The sequence below is a fragment of the Corynebacterium sp. NPDC104732 genome (assembly GCF_055583565.1).
In genome coordinates, this window is sequence record NZ_JBVJNS010000007.1 from 20382 (window position 1) to 38624 (window position 18243).

Consider the following 18243-nt stretch of genomic DNA (forward strand, 5'->3'; position numbering starts at 1 on the left):
CCACTTAGTTGAGGTGTACTTCGAGCGTGTGAGAATGTACTGTTATCTGTACAGGAGGTATTCGCTATGAAAACGATCAGTTACACCGAGTCGCGTGCGAATTATGCGCGGGTCTTGGACGACGTTGTCAATGATCGTGAGCCTGTCACCATTACGCGAGCCGGGCACGAATCTGTCGTGATGATGTCCCTAGATGATTATTCGTCATTGCAGGAAACCGCTTATCTGATGCGGTCACCGGCAAATGCTCGACGGCTTTTCGACGCGCTGGAGTGTGTGAAAGCTGGGGACGTAACAGAGCATGAGCTCATCGAGGACTAAGGTTCATGCTCCTCACTTGGGATGAGAATGCCTGGGAAGACTATCTGTGGTGGCAAGCGCACGACCGGAAAGTGTTGAAGCGGATCAATATTCTGATCAAGGACATTGCCCGGAATGGCAACGAGGGAATAGGTAAGCCCGAACCACTGAAACATGAATTTGCCGGATTCTGGTCCCGGCGAATTACTGAAGAACATCGTCTCGTATACCGAGTGCTTGAGAACGAAATTACCGTGCTGGCTTGTCGTTATCACTACTAGTTTTAGTCAGACGGGCTCGAGGCCGCCACGCGAATGCCAACGCAGGACAAAGGAGCACGACCATTCCGATGGGTTGAATGGCGTTGGGACCTTCCTCCTGGAAGACGAATCCAATGATCGGGAACGCGATGGCAAACCAGAGCACGCACAATATTGCGAATACCAGCAAAACCCATCGCCAGGCAGATCTTTCAGTCACAATCTCCCGAGACCAAAGCAATGCGCCCAAACGTCGAAGAGCTGCAGAAACCGCTGCAACGACTCCTCCGTATGGTGCGACGAGTCCAAGGACCGCAGTCACGCTCAGAATTGGTTCGCCGCGCAGCGGAATTGAGTATTTGTAGATGACGACTATTGATGCGACGGCCAATAGCGCATCAACCCAAATGGCACGGATGCTGAATCGCTGCAGCAAGGGGGAGAAGAACGGCGAGGCCACAGCTCCCAACAATCCGAGGCCAACCCACGGACTGAGATCAAGTGGAAGGAAATGGGCAACTGTTGCCACCACTAGAAGCACTATCTCAAGCAGCGGGTAACGCCACGTCGGAAAGCTAGCTAGCGGGGCAGCAGATCTCCGCACAATCTACCTCTCGAGTTTCTACGACTGCGCCAGCTGCGCCGTCTCTTGCCGATCCAACCGCCCGAAGTTGTAGTAGGCCGCGCAGGCGCCTTCGGGGGAGACCATGCAAGTGCCGATCGGGGTTTGCGGGGTGCAGGCGGTGCCGAACACTTTGCATTGCCATGGCTTGATGCGACCGGTGAGGACGGAGCCGCATTCGCAGGCCTTCGGGTCCTCAACCCGGCGACCAGGCACGTTGAACTTCTCCTCCGCGTCCCACTTGGCGTACTCGGGGGCGATGCCCATGCCGGAGTTGTCGAGCCAGCCGAGGCCACGCCATTCGAAGGTGTCCCGTAGGACAAAAACACGGTCTAGCAGTGCGAGGGCAGCCGGGTTTCCGGAAGAGCGGACGACGCGGGCGTACTGGTTGTCCACGCGCTTGGGTTCGTCGTGAGCGAACTGGGAGACGAGCATAGCTACGGCTTGCAAAACGTCGAGAGGTTCGAAGCCAGCGACAGCGCATGGCATTCCGAACTCCTCCACCAGGAAGTCGAAGGCGTGGGTGCCGATGATCGTAGACACGTGACCTGGGCCGATAAACCCGTCGACCTTGGTCTCGCCACCGTTGACGATCGCACGCAGCGGTGGCTCGATGGTGACGTGGTTGGAGAAGACAGAAAAGTTAGAGATATCCCGGATTCGGGCAGCTTCCAAGGTGGCTGCTGTGGACGGGGCAGTGGTCTCGAAACCGACGGCGAAAAAGACGACCTCTTTGTCCGGGTTCTCCTCAGCGAGCTTCAGGGCGTCGAGAGGTGAGTACACAAAGCGGACGTCGCAGCCCTTCGCACGGGCCTGCATGAGGGATTCATCCGAACCAGGCACGCGCATCATGTCACCAAACGTCGTGAGAATGACGTTGGGCTGGTTTGCGAGCCAAATGGCGTCGTCAAGCCTGCCCATAGGGATGACGCAGACGGGGCAGCCGGGGCCGTGCACGAGCTCGACGTTTTCTGGCAGTAGATTTTCCAGGCCGTACCGGTAAATGGTGTGGGTGTGGCCGCCACAGACTTCCATAAGGGAGATTGGCTCTTTGAGCAGTGCGGCGTCATGCTCGATGCGCTTCAGTAGGGCTTTAGCTGCCTCGGGATCGCGGAACTCGTCGACGAACTTCATATCGAGCTCTCCTTAAACGCGTCGAGTTCGTCCTCGAATGTGTTCGCGCCGAGCTGCTTAATCTGCTGCAACGTGAGTCGGGCTTCGTCTTCGTCGATCTTGCTGAGGGCGAATCCGACGTGGACGAGCACCCAATCGCCGGTGGTCAGGGGCTCAGTCATGAGGTCAGTTGAGATCATGCGGGTCACGCCGCTGATCGATACCTTCGCGCGCGCAGGTTCCGGAACGTCCACTATCTGTGCTGGAACACCAAGACACATATGTTCTCCTTCGAATATGACTAAAGCTTACCAGCGCTACCATGGAATGAAATCACTAGCGAAGGAGCATTCGTGGACCCGAAGAACCGCCTCAATGAGGATGAGAACCGCGTCAACCTCAACATCTCCAAGGTGCGCTCGCGACCGTTCCGCTTGTTGGAAGATCGCGTCACCCTGGCTCATGGCGCGGGCGGTAAGAGCTCCGCTGCCCTGGTGGAGCAGGTCTTTTTCGACGCCTACGGCAACGAACTCCTGGCGCAGGGGGGTGATTCCAGTGTGGTCACCGCGTCCTCGCTGATCAAAGAACATGGGTCCGCTATCGCGATGTCGACGGACTCCTACGTGGTCAATCCCATTGAATTCCCGGGGGGCAACATCGGCGAGCTTGCGATCAACGGCACAGTGAATGACCTGGCCGTGGCGGGGGCCGTGCCGAAGCTGATATCGGTAGCTTTCATTCTGGAGGAGGGGCTGGAGTTCTCGGAACTGCGTCGCATTGTGGTTGCGATGAAGGAAGCTGCTGACAAAGCTGGGGTAGTGATCGCAACCGGCGACACGAAGGTGGTGCCGAAGGGAGCGGGCGACAAGGTCTACATCACCACAGCCGGTATTGGTGTGATACCTCCAGGTCGAACCACTGGATTTGATCAGGTCCAGGTAGGGGACCGAATCGTGCTCTCCGGCCCGATTGCTGACCATGGCATGGCAGTGATGATGGCTCGCGGCGATCTTGCCATTGAGGCCCCGATCGAATCCGATACGCGTGCAGTAAATGGCCTGGTTGAGGCCCTGTGTGGGGCAGCCGAGGTGCGCTGGATGCGCGATGCTACTCGAGGTGGCCTGGCTACCTCCATGAATGAGATGGCCCGGGCCACGGGATTGGCTGTTGTGTTGGAAGATACCAAGATTCCAGTACGAGACATGACCCGAGGTGCATGCGACATGCTGGGAATCGATCCGCTGTACGTGGCTAACGAGGGCACCTTCGTCGCGGTGGTTTCTGCGGATTCAGCGGAGGTAGCTGTTGCCGTGCTCCAGGCCGCGGGTGCGCCGGAGGCCTGCGTCATCGGTCGTGTGGAAGCTACTCCAGAAGCCTCCGTTGTATTGATTACCGGCTTCGGCGGGACCCGGATGGTGGACATGTTGGTGGGAGACCCACTACCAAGGATTTGCTAAAAACTAGCCAGTTGACCTGCGTATTTTCATTAGCGCTTCCATTAAGGGCGTTTTCATTATAGACTTGTAAATGAAAACATCCAGGAGAGGAAAATACCATGTCTTGCGTAACTCACGCACAGCACGACCACAAGCACGGCACCGACTGTGGCCACACCGCAATCCAGCACGGTGACCACATCGACTACGCTCACGACGGCCACCTCCACCATGAGCATGACAGCCACTGGGACGAATGCGTCCCAGCTGAGGGCTGCCACGCACACGAGGGACACGACCACGAGCACGGCCCAGGTTGTGGCCATGAAGCTGTCCAGCACGGTGACCACATCGACTACATCCACGACGGCCACCTGCACCATAAGCACGAAGACCACTGGGATGACTGCGTCCCGGCTTAAAGACCGTAAGTAAAATTCGACATTTTTCCCCGGAAGAAGCCTCTTTCAGGGCGAAAGATGTCGAATTTTACTTACTCATCCAGAGTCTTCCCGCTAGCGCCTGCCCCAAGGACAATCCACCATCGTTGGCAGGCGCTGATTCATGCTCGAGGACTTCTACGTCAGTCAACTCTGCTCGCAAAAACTTCATAAGCAGGCGGTTTAATGCGCATCCGCCGGAAACTCCCACGACTGGAATGTCGGTTTGGTGGAGTGAATGAGCCAACAAAACGGCACAGCCGTGATGGAACCGCATGGCCCGGTCTGGAACAGGGACCGAAGCGTCCAATACCTCCAGCAGCAATTCCCGCCAAGACCCAGCTGTGGATCGCAACGAACCGGCAGCTACTCGCTCTAACTCCATCGCCGCTTGGGCCTCATAGGTCTGCTCTACGCAGACGCCGAGTATGGCGGAGACTGCATCGAAAAGTCTGCCCAGTGAGGACGTCTGCGTGAGGCCAACTCCGCGTGAAAGCTGCAAAGAAACCTGCGCAGCCTCAGCGTGAGAATAACTAAACGGAAGATCCCAGGCGTGGGCCAGGCCGAGGGCTAGTCGCCACGGTTGGCGCACCGCGCGGTCGCCGCCAACGATCGGGAAGCAGGGCACATGCCAGGCACGTTCAAAGGTACGCAAATCTGGAGACAACACCAGCACCTCGCCACCCCATACCGTGCCATCGGTGCCGTAACCAGTGCCGTCGATGGTCAGGCATGCGAAGGGGCCCTCGAAGCGCCCATGTGAAGCAAGAAGCGACAGCGCGTGGGCGTAGTGGTGTTGAACTGGGAGAATGTCGTAGCCGGAGCGCTCAGCCCACGCCGTGGTGGCATAGTTGGGGTGCATATCGCAAACAACGAGTGTTGGTTCGCAGCGCTGCATGGTAAGCATCTGCGCCACGGAGCGGTCGAAAGCCTGCTGACTGGCCAGCGACCCCATGTCCCCGATATGGGCCGAAATGTGCGCCACATTTTCGTGTGCCAGGCAGAAGGTGTTTTTCAGTTCGCCCCCCACAGCCAGCACTGTCCCGGAACCTGGGAGTGGGAAGGGGAGCGGAGCGTACCCGCGGGAGCGTCGGACCGGCATGGACTCCAGAAACACCGAATCCTCCACGGGCACGTGGATGTCCCGGTCATGCAGGAGGAAGTAGTCCGCAAAGGCGTCTAGGCGAGACAGTGCATCGTCGTTGGTGAAGCACAATGGCTCACCTGAGAGGTTTCCAGAGGTCGCGACCAACGGGCGATCCACCAGCAACGTGTGCAGTGGCGTGTAGGGGAGCATGATGCCCACGTCGCTCAGTCCCGGCGCTACCGAGGGCGCGAGGTCATATGTGGCAGACATCGGTGCGATCACGATGGGGTGCGCGGGAGATTCCAGCAGGGCCTGCTGCTCAGGGGAAAGCTCCGCAATATCGGGGAAAGGGGTCATGACGGCGAAAGGTTTACCAGGGCGCTGCTTGCGTCGGCGCAGCTTAGCCACAGAGTGTTCGTTCCGCGCGTCGCAGAGCAGGTGGAAGCCACCGAGCCCTTTCACCGCCAGAATCGCGCCTTCGCCCAGCAATTCCTGGGCTTTGGTAATAGGGTCATCGCAGGGTAGCCCCTCGATCCACAGCGTTGGCCCGCAATCAGGGCACGAGATCGGCTGCGCGTGGTAGCGACGATCTGTGATGTCCGTGTATTCCCGCTCGCAGGAAGGGCACATCGGGAACTTCTTCATCGTGGTCAGGGGACGATCGTAGGGCAGATCCTCAATAATCGTCAGCCGCGGCCCGCAGTTGGTGCAGGTAGTAAACGGGTAGCGGTACCTGCGGTTTGTCGGATCGGCCATATCCGCCAAACAATCGGGGCAGGTGGCAACATCAGGTGGGATCAGGGTGCGAGCCCCCGCAATATGCTCGGAGGATACGATTCGGAAGGACTGTTCGTCGACAAGCGGCAGGGCAGTGACAGAGCGTGAAACGACGTGCGCGAGCGGCGGGAGCGTCGCGAGGAGCTCGGAAAGGAACGCATCCAGCACTTTCTCCTGGCCCTGCGCCTCGATGAAGACTTTGCGGTCGTCGTTACCGCACAGGCCAGTGATGGGGAAGCGGCCTGCTACCTGCGCCACATGCGGGCGAAACCCCACGCCTTGAACCACTCCGTAAAGGTGGATCCGCCACCGAACACTCATAATCTTTAAGCCTAGACTGGAAGCCATGCATGAAGTTGCACTGAGCACTCAACTCGCCCGCGCTGTTACCCGCGCCGCCGGCGACGCGAAGGTGCTGCAGGTACGGCTCAGTATCGGTGCGTTGCGGCAGGTCGTCCCGGAAACTCTCGACTATGCCTGGGGCTTCGTCGTCAAAGACACGCCGCTTGCCGACGCCGAACTCGACATACACTGGGTGCCACTACAGATCACATGCAGCGCAGGCCACGTGTCTGAGCCGCAAGAACTCGACTTTACCTGCCCAATATGTGGAGAAACCGCTGCCGTGACCGGTGGCAACGAGTTCACCATTATCGACATCGAAGTAATAAGGAGCTAAACCATGGGGCGTTTCCACCGCCACGACGACGGCACCGTACACAGCCACGACCACGACCATGAGCACCACACGCACGACCACGACCACGGTGGCCACGTGCACCTCGACGACATCGACCCAGCAACCAACGAACACGGCGACCACTCCGGATACGACACCGGCCGGGAACGCATCGCGGTGCTGGAAGACATCTTTGCAGAAAATGATCACCGGGCGGCGCACAATCGTGAGGCCTTTGACGAACACGGGGTGCACTGCATCAACCTGATGAGCGCGCCGGGGTCGGGCAAGACATCAGTGCTGCAAAAGACCCTCGCTCACCTGCAGGGTAAGGTGCGCGTGGGAATCATTGAGGGAGATATCGAGACCTCTATCGACTCCGATCGTCTGGAAGGGTACGGGGCCCAGATTTCCCTGCTGAATACCGGTAACGGCTTCGGGGGCGAATGCCACCTGGATGCCCCGATGGTGGCGAAGGCGCTCCAGGGGCTCGACCTGTCCAAACTGGATCTGGTGCTGATCGAAAACGTCGGTAACCTGGTGTGTCCTGCGGAGTTCGAGGTGGGTGAGCATCGCAAGGCGATGGTTTACTCCGTGACCGAGGGGGAGGACAAGCCGCTGAAATACCCGGTGATGTTCCGCTCAGTCCAGGCGGTGGTGATCAACAAGGTTGACCTGATGCCATACCTGGACTTTGACATGGATCTGTTTAAAGCAAACCTGGAACAGGTCAATCCAGGCGTCGAAGTGTTTGAAGTGTCCGCGAAAACGGGCGCGGGGTTGGATGAGTGGTTCGAGTGGGTGTTGGCCCCGAAAGGGTGAGGCTAACCCGTCACTACTGAAAAGTGTGACGAAGATTTCGTTTTTAGGGGAGGCTCGCGCTACGTTCAGGTAGGCAAGCCTCCCCTTATTATTGCCAAAGAGATGGTTTATGCAGTTCAAAGCTGGTTTTCAATAGGTTTCGAATACGTTTTGGATCTCGGGTTTTTCGCTCCTGTGCCAGTGTGGGTGGGGCGGGGTGTCCCAAAAGTAAATGTTCAACAATGTTGGTTTGATTCACCGGTCATATCCACTGCACTTTTCCGGTGTTAGTTGATACCGTTCACCCTAGAGATGTCTTTAGGCATTGGTGTTTAAGTATGCCTTGAGTCGCTAAGTAAAGAAATGGGGCTCACCAAATGAATTTTGGTACGAACTGGCAGGGTGAAACCCTCGCTGAGAACCTGGAACTCCGCGGTGTACCGCGTCGAGACTTCCTCAAGATGTGTGGCGGACTGGCAGGGGTGTTCGCAGTGGGGTCACCACTAGCGCAGATGCCAGAAGCTGCAGCAGAAGAAATTGCAAACAAGCTGGGCGCAGTGAAGAAGCCGAACGTCGTATGGCTCCAGCTGCAGGAATGCACCGGCTGTATGGAATCCACCATCCGCTCGGGCGGTGCCACGGTGGAACAGCTGGTACTCGAACTGCTCTCCGTTAACTACAACGACCTCGTCATGGCAGCGTCTGGCACTGGCGCCGAGAAAGCCCTGGAGGACACCAACCGGGAACCACACATCCTGGTGGTCAACGGTTCCGTACCGCTGAAAGACGACGGAATCTATTGCACCATCGGTGGTAAATCAGTCGAACAGGTGCTGAAGGAAGCCGCCGAAAACGCCACTGTCGTGCTCGCCGTCGGCGCATGCGCCGTCTACGGCTCCGTCCAGGCAGCCAAGCCCAACCCAACCGGCGCTGTAGGCGTAGACGAGATCATCAAGGACAAGCCCGTTATCAACGTCTCCGGGTGCCCACCAATCGGCGAAGTGATCACCGCGTCACTGACCTACATTCTTACCCACGGCGAAGCCCCAGAGGTCGACGCCGAAGGCCGACCACTGTTCGCCTACGACCAGCGCATCCACGATTCCTGCCCGCGCCGTGCCCACTTCGACGCTGGCCAGTTCGTCCGCGCCTTCGACGACGAAGGCGCCCGGAATGGCTGGTGCCTCTACGAAGTCGGCTGCAAGGGCCCATCCACCTTCAGCCCCTGCCCCATCGTGCAGTGGAACTTGAAGTCTGGCTGGCCAATCGGCGCAGGACACCCCTGCATCGGTTGCACGGAGAAGGACTTCTTTGACAAGTTCACGCCGTTCTACAAAGAACTGCCACATGTTAAGGGCTTTGGCATTGAGGAACCAGTGGAGAAGATCGGCCTGGGCCTTATCGGCGCTGCTGCCGTCGGTACCGCTATCCACGGTGGCCTGACCCTGTTCAAGTCCATCCCCGTTCGTGATTCCTCCAAGGACAACGAGACTCTTGCTGCATTTGGCGACGCCCCAGTCGCAGGAAAGGAAAGCTAATGGCTACTGAACGCGTTGTCATTGACCCGCTGACCCGTATTGAGGGCCACCTGCGACTCGAGTTGGAGAGCAACGGTGGAAAGATCGACAAGGCCTGGGCAGAAACCACCCAGTTCCGTGGCATCGAAACCATCGTGAAGGATCGCGACCCGCGCGACGTATGGGCCTTCGTTGGCCGTATCTGCGGCGTCTGCACCGGCGTTCACTCCGTCGCATCGGTTGCCGCGGTGGAGGACGCCATTGGGTCCCAGCCACCAAAGCAAGGACAGATGATTCGCCAGCTGGTGCTCGGCTCCCACGGTATTCACGACCACGTGGTGCACTTCTACCACCTCCACGCGCTGGACTGGGTGAACGTCGTATCCGCTGCTGAGGCTGATCCGGCAAAGACCGTAGAGTTTGCCAAATCCATTGGATCGACATGGAAGCTGAACACTGAGGCCAAGTTCGCCAAGGTGAAGAAGACCCTGCAGGACGTCCTGGCTTCGGGCCAGCTGTCGATCTTCACCAACGGCTACTGGGATCACCCGGACTACCGGCTTCCCGCAGAGGCGAACCTCATGGCGGTGTCGCACTACCTGGATGCCCTGGAGTTCCAGCGTTCCATCATCCGGATCTCCACCGTCTTTGGTGGTAAGAACCCGCACCCGAACTTCCTGGTCGGCGGCATGGCCTGTTCGATCGACCCGGATAAGTCCGAAACCGTTAACGAGGTTTCCCTCAACAACATCCGCGAGTGGGTTCGGGAAATCGACGAGTTCGTCAATGAGTGTTACGTCCCGGATGCCCTCGCCATCATGAGCGTGTACAAGGACTACTTCGATATCGGAAAGTCCTCTGACAGCATGATGGCCGTCGGCATGCAAGGCACGGTGTATGCCGGCGCTGTGAAGAACGGTCGCCCTGCCTCCACGCCAAACAAGAACGTCAAACCAGGCATCTTCCTCGATGGCGATTTCCGCACTGTGCACCCATTCGACGAGTCCAAGATCGAAGAGTTCGTCTCCTCTGCCTGGTACTCCTACGAAGAAGGCGACGACGCCGGCCTGCACCCATCGGTGGGCGAGACCACCGTGAACTACACCGGACCGAAGCCACCGTACGAATGGCTCGCAGACGATCCGAAGTACACGTGGTCCAAGGCGCCTCGCTACGACGGTCGCCCCATGCAAATGGGCCCAGTCGCCCGCGTGCTGTTGGCTTACGCGCAAAACGAGCCGAAAACCAAGCAGCTGCTTGACGACGTCATGTTCAAGCTGGGCATCTCGCTGGAGCAGATGAACTCGACCGCTGGTCGCACGCTGGCTCGCGCCATCGAAGCGGCAACAAACGCCGATCAGATGATTAACCAGCTGCTGCCGGAATTCATTGACGGTATCAGCAATGGCGACATCGATGTCTTTGACTCCACCAAGTGGGAGCCGAGCTCCTGGCCAAAGGAATGCTCCGGCTACGCCTTCGTCGAGGTTGCCCGCGGCTGCCTGAGCCACTGGGTCACCATCGAGGACGAGAAAGTCACTCGCTACCAGGCCGTAGTCCCCACCACGTGGCTGGCTTCGGGCCGTGACCCGAAGGGTGATCTCGGGCCTTACGAAGAAGCTCTCTCCGGCGACGGCAAGCACCCACTGGTGGATCCTGAGCAGCCGCTGGAGCCAATGCGCACGATCCACTCCTTCGACCCATGCATGGCTTGCGCCGTCCACGTCCTGGACCCAGACGGCAAGCCATTGTTCCAGGTGATGAGCTCATGACTGCCTCAGTAGGAGCAAAAAAGCGAGACATCCGCATCGCCCAGGTCTACTCTGCGGGTAAGTACACCCCGGAGGAGATTCTGCGGTTCGCTGCAGCAGCCCCTTCGGGAACCACGGACCCCGTTGAACAGGCACTGCAGCGTGAAGCCGGCACGGTGGTAGCCACCGAGTATGTTCCGGTGAATCCGGACAGCAAGTATTCGCTGGCGAGCATCGACAAGGGGGCCCGGAAGCAGCTGGTCATGCGGGGTGACACCAACACGGTGCTCGACAAAGCCTCGATGGAGCGCACAGCGAAGCGTGACTTCGTGGACAACTTTGAGGCTGCCCGCATCCTCGGTCATCGCATCCTCACGGTCGCGGTAGCGGACGTTGATGAGGTGGGGCAAAAGTCCCAGTACTACGTAGAAGGCTTCATTGCGTTCGGCATTGACAAGCCGGAAGAGCACGGGCACGAAGGCAACAACCAGTGGGTTCGCGTGCAACTGTGGTCTAAGTCGTTGCGCTTCCAGCACTGGGCCAACGTGTTCCTCATCATCCTGATGAGCCTGACCGGCTATTACATCATGGATCCGTTCTTCGGCGGGCAGCCCACCAACCCTGGTGAGGTCGGTTACCTGATGGGGTACATCCGCTTCGCACACTTCCTCGCAGGTTTCGCCTGGATAGCGATGGGCGTGTGGCGCCTGAGTTTGTGGCTGTTTTCCCGGCAACGGCAGCTTCGCTGGCGCTCCCTGTGGCCATTCGACTCCAAACGTGACGTCGATGGGCTGTGGGACACCATCTTGTATTACGTGTTTGCGAAGAAGGAACACCCAACTTACCTGGCGCACAACCCGCTGCAGCAGCTCGCATACACCGCGATCTACATCCTGTGCATCGTCCAGCTTCTGACGGGCTTGGCGCTGTTCGGGCTGTATGAGCAGACGAGCTGGATCTGGGTAATTTTCAGCTACCCAGTGCACTGGTTGGGCATTCCGTTCGTACGACTGATTCACGCGGCGCTGATGTTCATCCTGTGGGCCTTCGTGGTGATCCACGTGTACCTTGCCGTGCGCGCGGACAATCAGGAAACCCTGGGTGGCGTGTCCTCCATGATCAACGGTGGCGTGTGGGTCCGTAAGGGAACTGTGCCTCGCGACGCACACCGGATCGGTGAGGTCTAGCCCGTGGCGAAAGTGACCGTCATCGGCATCGGCAACCCGATCATGACAGACGACGCAGTGGGCCTGGCTATTCTGCGTCGTCTGCAGGGCGGGTCCGACGACGAGTTGGCCTGGGTCCCCTCCCGGCACCAAGCCCCAAGCAGCCCCGTTGACGACGACGTCGAGTACATCGACGGCGGCACCTCTGGCATGGAACTGCTGCCCCTGATTCAAGACGCCCAGGACCTGCTAATCCTGGACGCCCTCGCTGGACCTGGCGCCCCCGGATCAGTGGTGACGTTGGTGGGGGATCAGATTCCTCGGCTGCTCAACTCGAAGTTGTCTCCCCACCAGGTGGGGCTGCTGGATCTGTTGTCTGCTGCGCGACTTCTCGGCAGGGAGCCGGAACGCGTTGGTGTGGTGGGCATCGTGGTGCAGGACACCGACCTGAACGTAGGGATGACCCCCGAAGTCAAGGCCGCGATCCCCGAGGCCGTGGCGGCCGCGCGCGCCCAGGTACAGGAGTGGCTCGGTTAGGTTTCCACATCCACGAACGCGACTTCAAACTCCCGGCCGTGCCGTAAATCGGCGGTCGGGGTGCCACAGACGGGGCAGGTGAGGGCGAAAAATTCGTCAATCGGTTGCTCCGTTTCGCATGCTGGGCAATATACGGTCGCAGGAATCATCTCAATCTGCAGCGTGGCATCGGCGCAGGCGGTGCCGGCGATCGCGATGGGCCATGAGGAGTGTAGCGCCTCCTCGATCACCCCGCTTCGCATCCCCACTCGCAGACCGACGGTCCGGATCTCACGCCCCGCAGCAGCCTCGGTTACGGTGGAGACAACGCCCGTCAAAATACCAAGTTCATGCATAAGTTCCATTATTGCTAGGAGTGAGCTCTTGAGCACAACGACATTACAGCTCGACCACTTTGTCGATCCTTTCGAAGCTCGCGTGGTGTACCAAAAGGATGACTCGGGTGCCATCGTTGACGCGCGGTTTGACCTCACTGGCCTGCCACGATTGGACCCGATGCTGGTGGGCAAACCGGTTGACACCGTTCCGGACGTCGTGAAGCGCCTGTGCGGCATTTGCCCGGTGACACACCACCTCGCTGGTGTTCGCGCGCTCGATGCGTTGTACGGTGCCGACGTGCCGGAGACCGCCCGGCTCGTCCGTGACCTGCTTAATTGTGGCTCCATTTTGGATGCCGTTGCGCCGAAGCTGTTCGCTACGCACCGGGACCTCGCGGTGTCGCTGAAGAAGGCCGGCAAACTCGCGATGTCCGCAGCGGGGTGCGCCGGGCATTTCCCCGATGTTGCCGTGCCAGGAGGAGTGCGCGCCCCCGCCGACACGCAGCTCTGTGCAGAAACGCGCGCCACGCTGCCCGCGCTTATCGACGCCATAGGCACCCTTCCCGAAGACCCCGACTGGGAGGACACCTTCACGGGTATCAGTCTGGCACTGATATCCGGGGAGAATCTCGCGGCCCTCGGCGACATCGTTGCCACCAGCGAAGGACAGCGATTTACCGCCGCGGAATTCGCCGCTGCTGTGGTGGAGACCAATCCTGGTCAGCCAGCGCCCCGGCCCGAGCTTGCCGGTCGGCGTTACCGAGTGGGGCCGGTGGCCCAGGCGCATGTACTTGGTCAGGGGCTCGGCCCGCACAGTGCTCTCAAAGCGATGCTGCTGCGCGTCGTTCACGAGATTGAGCAGATCGTGGTTCACCCTGCCACGTGCGCCGGTGACATCCGCGCAGAGGGCAGACTGCGCGCAGGTGTTGGGGTGGGCCTGGCCGAAGGGCCCCGCGGCTTGCTGGTTCACCGCTATGTGGCGGATGAACAAGGACGGGTGACCGAGTGCCAAATCCTCACTCCCACTGCACAAAACGAATGGTGGCTGGCCCAAATGTTGCAAGAGTCCCTTATTGCGGAGCGGCCCCTGGAACAGTCCATCCGCACAGCCGACCCGTGCCTGCCGATCACCCAAGCACCGGAAGGAGCGATGGGCATCACCGTCGCTGAACAGGATTAGGATAGAAGCTATGTGTCTAGGTATTCCGGCTAAGATCACCCACCTGGAGCTGGGCCTCATGCCTACCGCCACCATCGATGTTGCGGGGCAGATCCGGCAATGCTGTACCGCGTATGTACCCGAGGCGCAGGTGGGGGACTATGTGCTCATCCAAAATGGCTTTGCCATGAGCGTGCTTTCCGAAGAAGACGCCCTCGCTTCCCTGGAAGCGATCCAGGAGCACCACCTACTTCCGGCCACGACGCCAGACAACGACGGTAGTAATCACCAACACTAGCGCCAGCACCGCCGGCCACATTTGCGGTTCGGGCTGCACCACGTTGATCGCAGCCTGGATCACTGACATGAAGGCCAAAAAGCTCAAGAAACCCACGAGTGCCTGATGGCGCAGTTGCTCGCGGGTGTCGTTCTTTCGGTCGTCGCTCATGACGTACAGCTTAGGCCTTCACGCCACCAGCGGTCAGGCCCGCAACAATACGGCGCTGGAAAATCAGCACCATAATCACCAGCGGGATGGTCACCAGCGCACCAGCGGCCATGATTGAGGCATAAGGGTACTCGAAGGAGTTCGGGCCCGAGAAACGGGCAATAGCCACCGTTACCGGCTCCGTTGCATTGGTAGACAGCTGTTGGGCGATCATGAATTCGTTCCACGTGGCGATGAACGCGAGGATGGCCGTCGTAAAGAGCGCCGGCGCTGCAAGAGGCAGCAGCACCAGACGGAAAGCCTGGCCGCGCGTCGCACCGTCCACGCGGGCCGCTTCCTCCAACTCCCACGGCAGCTGGCGGAAGAAACTCACCAACGTGTAGATCGTCAGCGGCAGGGCGAAGGAAATATTCGGAATGATCAGCGCGCGATACGTACCGATCCACTCCAAGTTGCCGAACAGCTGGAACAACGGAGTCACCAGCGCAATGCCCGGGAACATAGACGCCGCCAACACAATGCCCGTGACAAACCCCTTGCCCTTAAACTCCAGGCGGGCCAATGCATATGCAGTAAACACACCTACTGCCACTGCCAACAGCGTGGTAACAAAGCCGACAAGCAAGGAATTACCGATCGCGCCCAGGAAATCATTGCCCTTGTCCGTCGCGAGCGCTTCCTTGAAATTGTTCAGCGTGACGTGGGTTGGCCATGGGGTGGTGTCGAAGGTGTAGCGCTTATCGCGAAACGCTGTGACCACCATCCAATAAAACGGCGCCAATCCCCACACCAAAATGAGGACTACTTCCAGGTAGTTACGTGCAGTTTTCACGGCTACTTGCCCTCCTTGGTCGACACATCAGCGCCGAGGAATCGGATCATCACGAAGGCGACGAAGAAAATGAGCAGGAAGATCAGGGTCGACAGTGCCGACGCCGAGTTGAAGTGACCCTGGCGCATATCCTCCACAACCAACTGCGAGATCGTCGCGGTAGGGGAGTTGGAGGACGAGGAAATCAAAATCACTGGCAGGTCGTACATGCGCAGGGCGTCCAGGGTACGGAACAGCACCGCCACCATCAGCGCCGGTTTAATCAGTGGCAGGGTGATCTTGGTGAAAATCTGCCATGCGTTGGCGCCGTCCACCTTGGCTGCCTCGTACACATCCTTTGAGATCATCTGCAGACCAGCCAGAATCAACAGCGCCATGAACGGCGTCGTCTTCCACACATCCGCGATGATGACGGCGAACCGCGCCGCCCACGGATCCGTAGTCCATCCGACCGAGGTGCCCAGCAGCGAATTAGCAATGCCGTGATCAGCGAAAATAAACTGCCACAGCTTTGCCGTCACCGCGGTCGGGATCGCCCACGGAATCAGCACAGCGGCGCGCAGCAGGCCACGCCCCTTGAACTCGCGGTTCATCACGATTGCCATCCACGTCCCCAGGACGGTTTCTAGCAACACTGTGACCACTGCGAAGAAAAGTGTGATCCGCACCGCCGGCCAAAAGTCGGTGGAGATGACACCTGGGGGACAGGTGCCAATCTCACCGGACGATGTCATGCATCGCTGGGTGAGCCAATACATGTAGTGCTGCAGCCCAGCGAAGCCACCTTGCACGAACACACCTGTGTCCGGGTCAAGGTGCTTGTCTGCCTGGAAGGAAAGCCATATCGCGCGGAGAATCGGGTAGCCGATCACCACCGCGAGCACGGTGAGTGCCGGAGCAATCAGCGCATACGCTGATTTGTGCTTCATATGAGTTGTCCTTCCAGGAGCCAGTGGTTACTTAGCGGCGTTCTCGATAGCGGCCTTCATGTCCTTGGTAGCATCGTCGACGCTCTTACCTGCCGTCAGTGCAGCATAGGAGTTGTCCTGGATGGCCTTGGAAATAGCAGGGTAGAACGGGGATACCGGACGTGGAGATGCGTTTTCCAGAGACTGCTTCAGTGCTGGCAGGTACGGGTACTTTTCTACCAGGGCAGCGTCATCGTAGATGGAGGCCAGCACTGGTGGGAAGGAGTTGTCCGCGAAGGACTTCTGGTTTTCCTCGTTGATCACGAACTCGATGAAGTCACGGGCGGTTGCCTTGTGCTTGGAGTTGATGTTGATGCCGTTGTTGTAGCCGCCGAGGGTGGATACGCCCACGCCGTCCTTGCCGACGAGTGGCTGGACCTCAAACTTGCCGTTCACCTCAGACTCCTGGGAGTTGGAGAACATGTAAGGCCAGTTGATAGCGAACGCGGTCTTGCCTTCGGTGAAGGCCAGGTTCGTCTCTTCCTCGGTGGCGGAGATGGAAGACTTGGAGATGGTGCCGTCGGCGTAGGCGTCGACAAGCGCCTGCAGACCGGCCTTGGACTCAGCGGAATCTACTGCTGGGGTCTTGCCGTCGTCCTTGAGGACCTTGCCGCCCCAGCCTTCCATGAAGCCAACGGTGTTCACGGTTAGTCCTTCGTACTGCTTGAGCTGCAGGGTCAGGCAGTCCTGCTCCTTGACCTGTTCGCAGGCCTTCTTCAGATCGTCGAAGGTCTTTGGTGCTTCTGGGGCGAGTTCGGTGTTACGGAAGAGCAACTGGCCGTTGGTGTTCTGTGGCACCGCGTACAGCTTCTTGTTGTAGGTAGCGGACTCGACGGTGGACTCGAGCAGCTTAGAGGTGTCAACCTTCAGGTCGCCCTCCAGTGGAGCGAGCCACTGGTTTGCTGCGAAGTCTGCGGTCCAGATGACGTCCAGAGCCATGACGTCGTAGTCAGAGTTACCTGCCTGCAGAGACTGCACCAAGGTATCGCGCTGTGCGTCGGCTTCACCAGCCAGCTCTTTCAGCTCAACCTTTTCGTCAGGGTGCTCGGCATTCCACTTTTCGATCACAGGCTTGATCTTGTCAGTATCATTCTTGCCCATTGCGAAGGTGATAGGGCCACGAGCGGTGTTGGACTCAGAGTTGGACCCGGCCTTGTCATCAGCGGAAGAACAGCCGGTCACCAGTGCCGAAGTGATACCAGCAACAGCAAGCACCGCGGCGGTGCGACGAGTGATATTCATGCGGTTATAACCTTTCTCGGTGGAGTATCACAATCAAATGTAGCCTTAAGTGGAGTGTTTCCCACATGTTTTACAGCAAAATATTGTGCTTTCTTCGAAACGGCTACCACGAAAGTGGGAGTGCGCGCACGTGTTATCCGCGCTTGGTTACACGCTCTGTCGTGGCAATTTTCTCTAACCGTTCAGTGGACACAGGGCCGGTAACAATCACAGCGCTACCCCCGTGTGCCAGGGGAGCCAGTGCGGCAGCGACGAAGCTATCCCAGTCCTCCCAACCAGTGGACAGGACCCTTTCCCCAGCAGAAAAAGTCGGGGCGTGTTCGGGAAGACAGTCGGCGAGGGCGGGGGTGTCTGGGAAAAACTGATCTCCGTAGAAACGAACCGTTGGGCCGAAGTCGACAGTTCCGTCAGGAAGCGCCGCGCCGATCTCCGCAACACCACGGCCGAAAGGATCATCGGTGACAACCGCGACGTCGGAGTAGTCCGTGAAGTTTTCTCGGTCGAGGCCACAAAACAAGACATCTGCGGGGGCGTCGGTGAAATGAACGGTCACGCCCGCCGCCAATGCGCCGAGCGAAATGACCGCAGCCTGCCAGCAGGGCGGCAGATCGATGGCGATACTTGCCCCAGGTTCCAGATCGAACTCCTCCAACAACATGTTGCCGACCTTCGCAGCCCAGTTATCCAAGGTGACGGCGGAGAAATCGAGGCGGGAACCCGTGGATTCGTTATAAAACGTCAGGCGAGGGGCAGCGGGGTCTGCGTCCAAGATGGTGCGGAGGAGTTGCATG

Annotated in this window: 20 protein-coding genes and 1 pseudogene; 12 read left to right on the forward strand and 9 right to left on the reverse strand. The window is 59.0% G+C overall.

Annotated features, from left to right (window positions below; translation table 11 throughout):
- Positions 1-66: 66 nt before the first annotated feature.
- On the forward strand, positions 67-321 hold the full coding sequence (locus tag ACZ6ZO_RS06585) for a type II toxin-antitoxin system Phd/YefM family antitoxin (RefSeq protein WP_465291446.1): 255 nt from the start codon (positions 67-69) through the stop codon (positions 319-321).
- Positions 322-326: 5 nt separating this feature from the next.
- Positions 327-581: a Txe/YoeB family addiction module toxin gene (locus ACZ6ZO_RS06590; protein WP_465291448.1), complete on the forward strand. Its 255-nt coding sequence runs from the start codon at positions 327-329 to the stop codon at positions 579-581.
- A 601-nt stretch (positions 582-1182) separates the two neighbouring features.
- Here ACZ6ZO_RS06590 and hypD read toward each other — a convergent pair.
- Both hypD and ACZ6ZO_RS06600 read right to left on the reverse strand, forming a co-directional pair.
- Positions 1183-2316, reverse strand: coding sequence for a hydrogenase formation protein HypD (gene hypD / locus ACZ6ZO_RS06595; RefSeq protein WP_465291450.1), 1134 nt, complete (start codon positions 2314-2316; stop codon positions 1183-1185).
- A complete protein-coding gene (locus ACZ6ZO_RS06600) occupies positions 2313-2576 on the reverse strand; it encodes a HypC/HybG/HupF family hydrogenase formation chaperone (protein WP_182386783.1) in 264 nt (87 codons plus the stop codon). Before ACZ6ZO_RS06600 ends, hypD begins: the two co-directional genes overlap by 4 nt.
- Before the next feature lie 72 nt (positions 2577-2648).
- Between ACZ6ZO_RS06600 and hypE the strand changes: the two genes are divergently transcribed.
- Together hypE and ACZ6ZO_RS06610 are read left to right on the forward strand one after the other, a co-directional pair.
- Complete coding sequence (gene hypE / locus ACZ6ZO_RS06605; protein WP_465291453.1) at positions 2649-3752, forward strand: hydrogenase expression/formation protein HypE; 1104 nt, start codon at positions 2649-2651, stop codon at positions 3750-3752.
- Positions 3753-3850: 98 nt separating this feature from the next.
- Positions 3851-4153, forward strand: a complete 303-nt coding sequence (locus ACZ6ZO_RS06610) for a hypothetical protein (RefSeq protein ID WP_465291455.1) — start codon at positions 3851-3853, stop codon at positions 4151-4153.
- Between the two features lie 67 nt (positions 4154-4220).
- On the opposite strand, the gene hypF is transcribed toward ACZ6ZO_RS06610, so the two are convergent.
- Complete coding sequence (gene hypF / locus ACZ6ZO_RS06615; RefSeq protein WP_465291457.1) at positions 4221-6356, reverse strand: carbamoyltransferase HypF; 2136 nt, start codon at positions 6354-6356, stop codon at positions 4221-4223.
- Between the two features lie 25 nt (positions 6357-6381).
- Here hypF and ACZ6ZO_RS06620 point away from each other — a divergent pair, with 25 nt between their 5' ends.
- From ACZ6ZO_RS06620 to ACZ6ZO_RS06645, 6 genes are all read left to right on the forward strand, one after another.
- Positions 6382-6714 (forward strand): hydrogenase maturation nickel metallochaperone HypA, encoded by a 333-nt coding sequence (locus ACZ6ZO_RS06620; protein ID WP_182386779.1) that lies wholly within the window; start codon positions 6382-6384, stop codon positions 6712-6714.
- A 3-nt stretch (positions 6715-6717) separates the two neighbouring features.
- Positions 6718-7536: a hydrogenase nickel incorporation protein HypB gene (gene hypB / locus ACZ6ZO_RS06625; protein ID WP_182386778.1), complete on the forward strand. Its 819-nt coding sequence runs from the start codon at positions 6718-6720 to the stop codon at positions 7534-7536.
- Positions 7537-7892: 356 nt separating this feature from the next.
- On the forward strand, positions 7893-9053 hold the full coding sequence (locus tag ACZ6ZO_RS06630; protein WP_465291460.1) for a hydrogenase small subunit: 1161 nt from the start codon (positions 7893-7895) through the stop codon (positions 9051-9053).
- Complete coding sequence (locus ACZ6ZO_RS06635) at positions 9053-10804, forward strand: nickel-dependent hydrogenase large subunit (RefSeq protein ID WP_465291462.1); 1752 nt, start codon at positions 9053-9055, stop codon at positions 10802-10804. Before ACZ6ZO_RS06630 ends, ACZ6ZO_RS06635 begins: the two co-directional genes overlap by 1 nt.
- Positions 10801-11970 carry a Ni/Fe-hydrogenase, b-type cytochrome subunit gene (gene cybH, locus ACZ6ZO_RS06640; protein WP_465291464.1) on the forward strand — a complete coding sequence of 390 codons (1170 nt, stop codon included), beginning with the start codon at positions 10801-10803 and terminating at the stop codon, positions 11968-11970. The genes ACZ6ZO_RS06635 and cybH overlap by 4 nt, the downstream gene beginning before the upstream one ends.
- A gap of 3 nt (positions 11971-11973) precedes the next feature.
- Positions 11974-12486, forward strand: a complete 513-nt coding sequence (locus ACZ6ZO_RS06645) for a HyaD/HybD family hydrogenase maturation endopeptidase (RefSeq protein ID WP_343159339.1) — start codon at positions 11974-11976, stop codon at positions 12484-12486.
- On the opposite strand, the gene ACZ6ZO_RS06650 is transcribed toward ACZ6ZO_RS06645, so the two are convergent.
- Positions 12483-12821, reverse strand: a complete 339-nt coding sequence (locus tag ACZ6ZO_RS06650) for a hydrogenase maturation nickel metallochaperone HypA/HybF (protein ID WP_465291467.1) — start codon at positions 12819-12821, stop codon at positions 12483-12485. The two genes, ACZ6ZO_RS06645 and ACZ6ZO_RS06650, sit on opposite strands and share 4 nt — an antisense overlap.
- 28 nt (positions 12822-12849) lie before the next feature.
- Between ACZ6ZO_RS06650 and ACZ6ZO_RS06655 the strand changes: the two genes are divergently transcribed.
- Both ACZ6ZO_RS06655 and ACZ6ZO_RS06660 read left to right on the forward strand, forming a co-directional pair.
- Positions 12850-13983: a nickel-dependent hydrogenase large subunit gene (locus ACZ6ZO_RS06655; RefSeq protein WP_465291469.1), complete on the forward strand. Its 1134-nt coding sequence runs from the start codon at positions 12850-12852 to the stop codon at positions 13981-13983.
- A gap of 10 nt (positions 13984-13993) precedes the next feature.
- Positions 13994-14260 (forward strand): HypC/HybG/HupF family hydrogenase formation chaperone, encoded by a 267-nt coding sequence (locus ACZ6ZO_RS06660; RefSeq protein ID WP_182386772.1) that lies wholly within the window; start codon positions 13994-13996, stop codon positions 14258-14260.
- Here ACZ6ZO_RS06660 and ACZ6ZO_RS06665 read toward each other — a convergent pair.
- The 5 genes and pseudogenes from ACZ6ZO_RS06665 to ACZ6ZO_RS06685 all read right to left on the reverse strand — a co-directional run bounded on the left by ACZ6ZO_RS06665 (position 14210) and on the right by ACZ6ZO_RS06685 (position 18242).
- On the reverse strand, positions 14210-14410 hold the full coding sequence (locus ACZ6ZO_RS06665; protein WP_182386771.1) for a hypothetical protein: 201 nt from the start codon (positions 14408-14410) through the stop codon (positions 14210-14212). The two genes, ACZ6ZO_RS06660 and ACZ6ZO_RS06665, sit on opposite strands and share 51 nt — an antisense overlap.
- A gap of 10 nt (positions 14411-14420) precedes the next feature.
- The gene (locus ACZ6ZO_RS06670; RefSeq protein WP_232843332.1) at positions 14421-15242 is read right to left on the reverse strand and encodes a carbohydrate ABC transporter permease; all 822 of its coding nucleotides are present in this window, start codon (positions 15240-15242) and stop codon (positions 14421-14423) included.
- 11 nt (positions 15243-15253) lie between these two features.
- Positions 15254-16171: pseudogene (locus ACZ6ZO_RS06675) on the reverse strand (carbohydrate ABC transporter permease); the annotation flags it as partial.
- Positions 16172-16198: 27 nt separating this feature from the next.
- Positions 16199-17452 (reverse strand): ABC transporter substrate-binding protein, encoded by a 1254-nt coding sequence (locus tag ACZ6ZO_RS06680; protein ID WP_465291472.1) that lies wholly within the window; start codon positions 17450-17452, stop codon positions 16199-16201.
- 133 nt (positions 17453-17585) lie between these two features.
- Complete coding sequence (locus ACZ6ZO_RS06685) at positions 17586-18242, reverse strand: TIGR03089 family protein (protein ID WP_182386768.1); 657 nt, start codon at positions 18240-18242, stop codon at positions 17586-17588.
- Between the last annotated feature and the right edge of the window lies 1 nt (position 18243).

What these genes read in the sequence shown, in the direction of transcription:
- ACZ6ZO_RS06630 (WP_465291460.1), top strand. Translation starts at nt 7,893, where the DNA reads ATGAATTTTGGTACGAACTGGCAGGGTGAAACCCTCGCTGAGAACCTG.
- ACZ6ZO_RS06585 (WP_465291446.1), top strand. Translation starts at nt 67, where the DNA reads ATGAAAACGATCAGTTACACCGAGTCGCGTGCGAATTATGCGCGGGTC.
- ACZ6ZO_RS06680 (WP_465291472.1), bottom strand. Translation starts at nt 17,452, where the DNA reads ATGAATATCACTCGTCGCACCGCCGCGGTGCTTGCTGTTGCTGGTATC.
- ACZ6ZO_RS06685 (WP_182386768.1), bottom strand. Translation starts at nt 18,242, where the DNA reads ATGCAACTCCTCCGCACCATCTTGGACGCAGACCCCGCTGCCCCTCGC.
- ACZ6ZO_RS06590 (WP_465291448.1), top strand. Translation starts at nt 327, where the DNA reads ATGCTCCTCACTTGGGATGAGAATGCCTGGGAAGACTATCTGTGGTGG.
- ACZ6ZO_RS06620 (WP_182386779.1), top strand. Translation starts at nt 6,382, where the DNA reads ATGCATGAAGTTGCACTGAGCACTCAACTCGCCCGCGCTGTTACCCGC.
- cybH (WP_465291464.1), top strand. Translation starts at nt 10,801, where the DNA reads ATGACTGCCTCAGTAGGAGCAAAAAAGCGAGACATCCGCATCGCCCAG.
- ACZ6ZO_RS06600 (WP_182386783.1), bottom strand. Translation starts at nt 2,576, where the DNA reads ATGTGTCTTGGTGTTCCAGCACAGATAGTGGACGTTCCGGAACCTGCG.
- ACZ6ZO_RS06660 (WP_182386772.1), top strand. Translation starts at nt 13,994, where the DNA reads ATGTGTCTAGGTATTCCGGCTAAGATCACCCACCTGGAGCTGGGCCTC.
- ACZ6ZO_RS06610 (WP_465291455.1), top strand. Translation starts at nt 3,851, where the DNA reads ATGTCTTGCGTAACTCACGCACAGCACGACCACAAGCACGGCACCGAC.
- ACZ6ZO_RS06650 (WP_465291467.1), bottom strand. Translation starts at nt 12,821, where the DNA reads ATGCATGAACTTGGTATTTTGACGGGCGTTGTCTCCACCGTAACCGAG.
- ACZ6ZO_RS06665 (WP_182386771.1), bottom strand. Translation starts at nt 14,410, where the DNA reads ATGAGCGACGACCGAAAGAACGACACCCGCGAGCAACTGCGCCATCAG.
- hypF (WP_465291457.1), bottom strand. Translation starts at nt 6,356, where the DNA reads ATGAGTGTTCGGTGGCGGATCCACCTTTACGGAGTGGTTCAAGGCGTG.
- hypB (WP_182386778.1), top strand. Translation starts at nt 6,718, where the DNA reads ATGGGGCGTTTCCACCGCCACGACGACGGCACCGTACACAGCCACGAC.
- hypD (WP_465291450.1), bottom strand. Translation starts at nt 2,316, where the DNA reads ATGAAGTTCGTCGACGAGTTCCGCGATCCCGAGGCAGCTAAAGCCCTA.
- ACZ6ZO_RS06635 (WP_465291462.1), top strand. Translation starts at nt 9,053, where the DNA reads ATGGCTACTGAACGCGTTGTCATTGACCCGCTGACCCGTATTGAGGGC.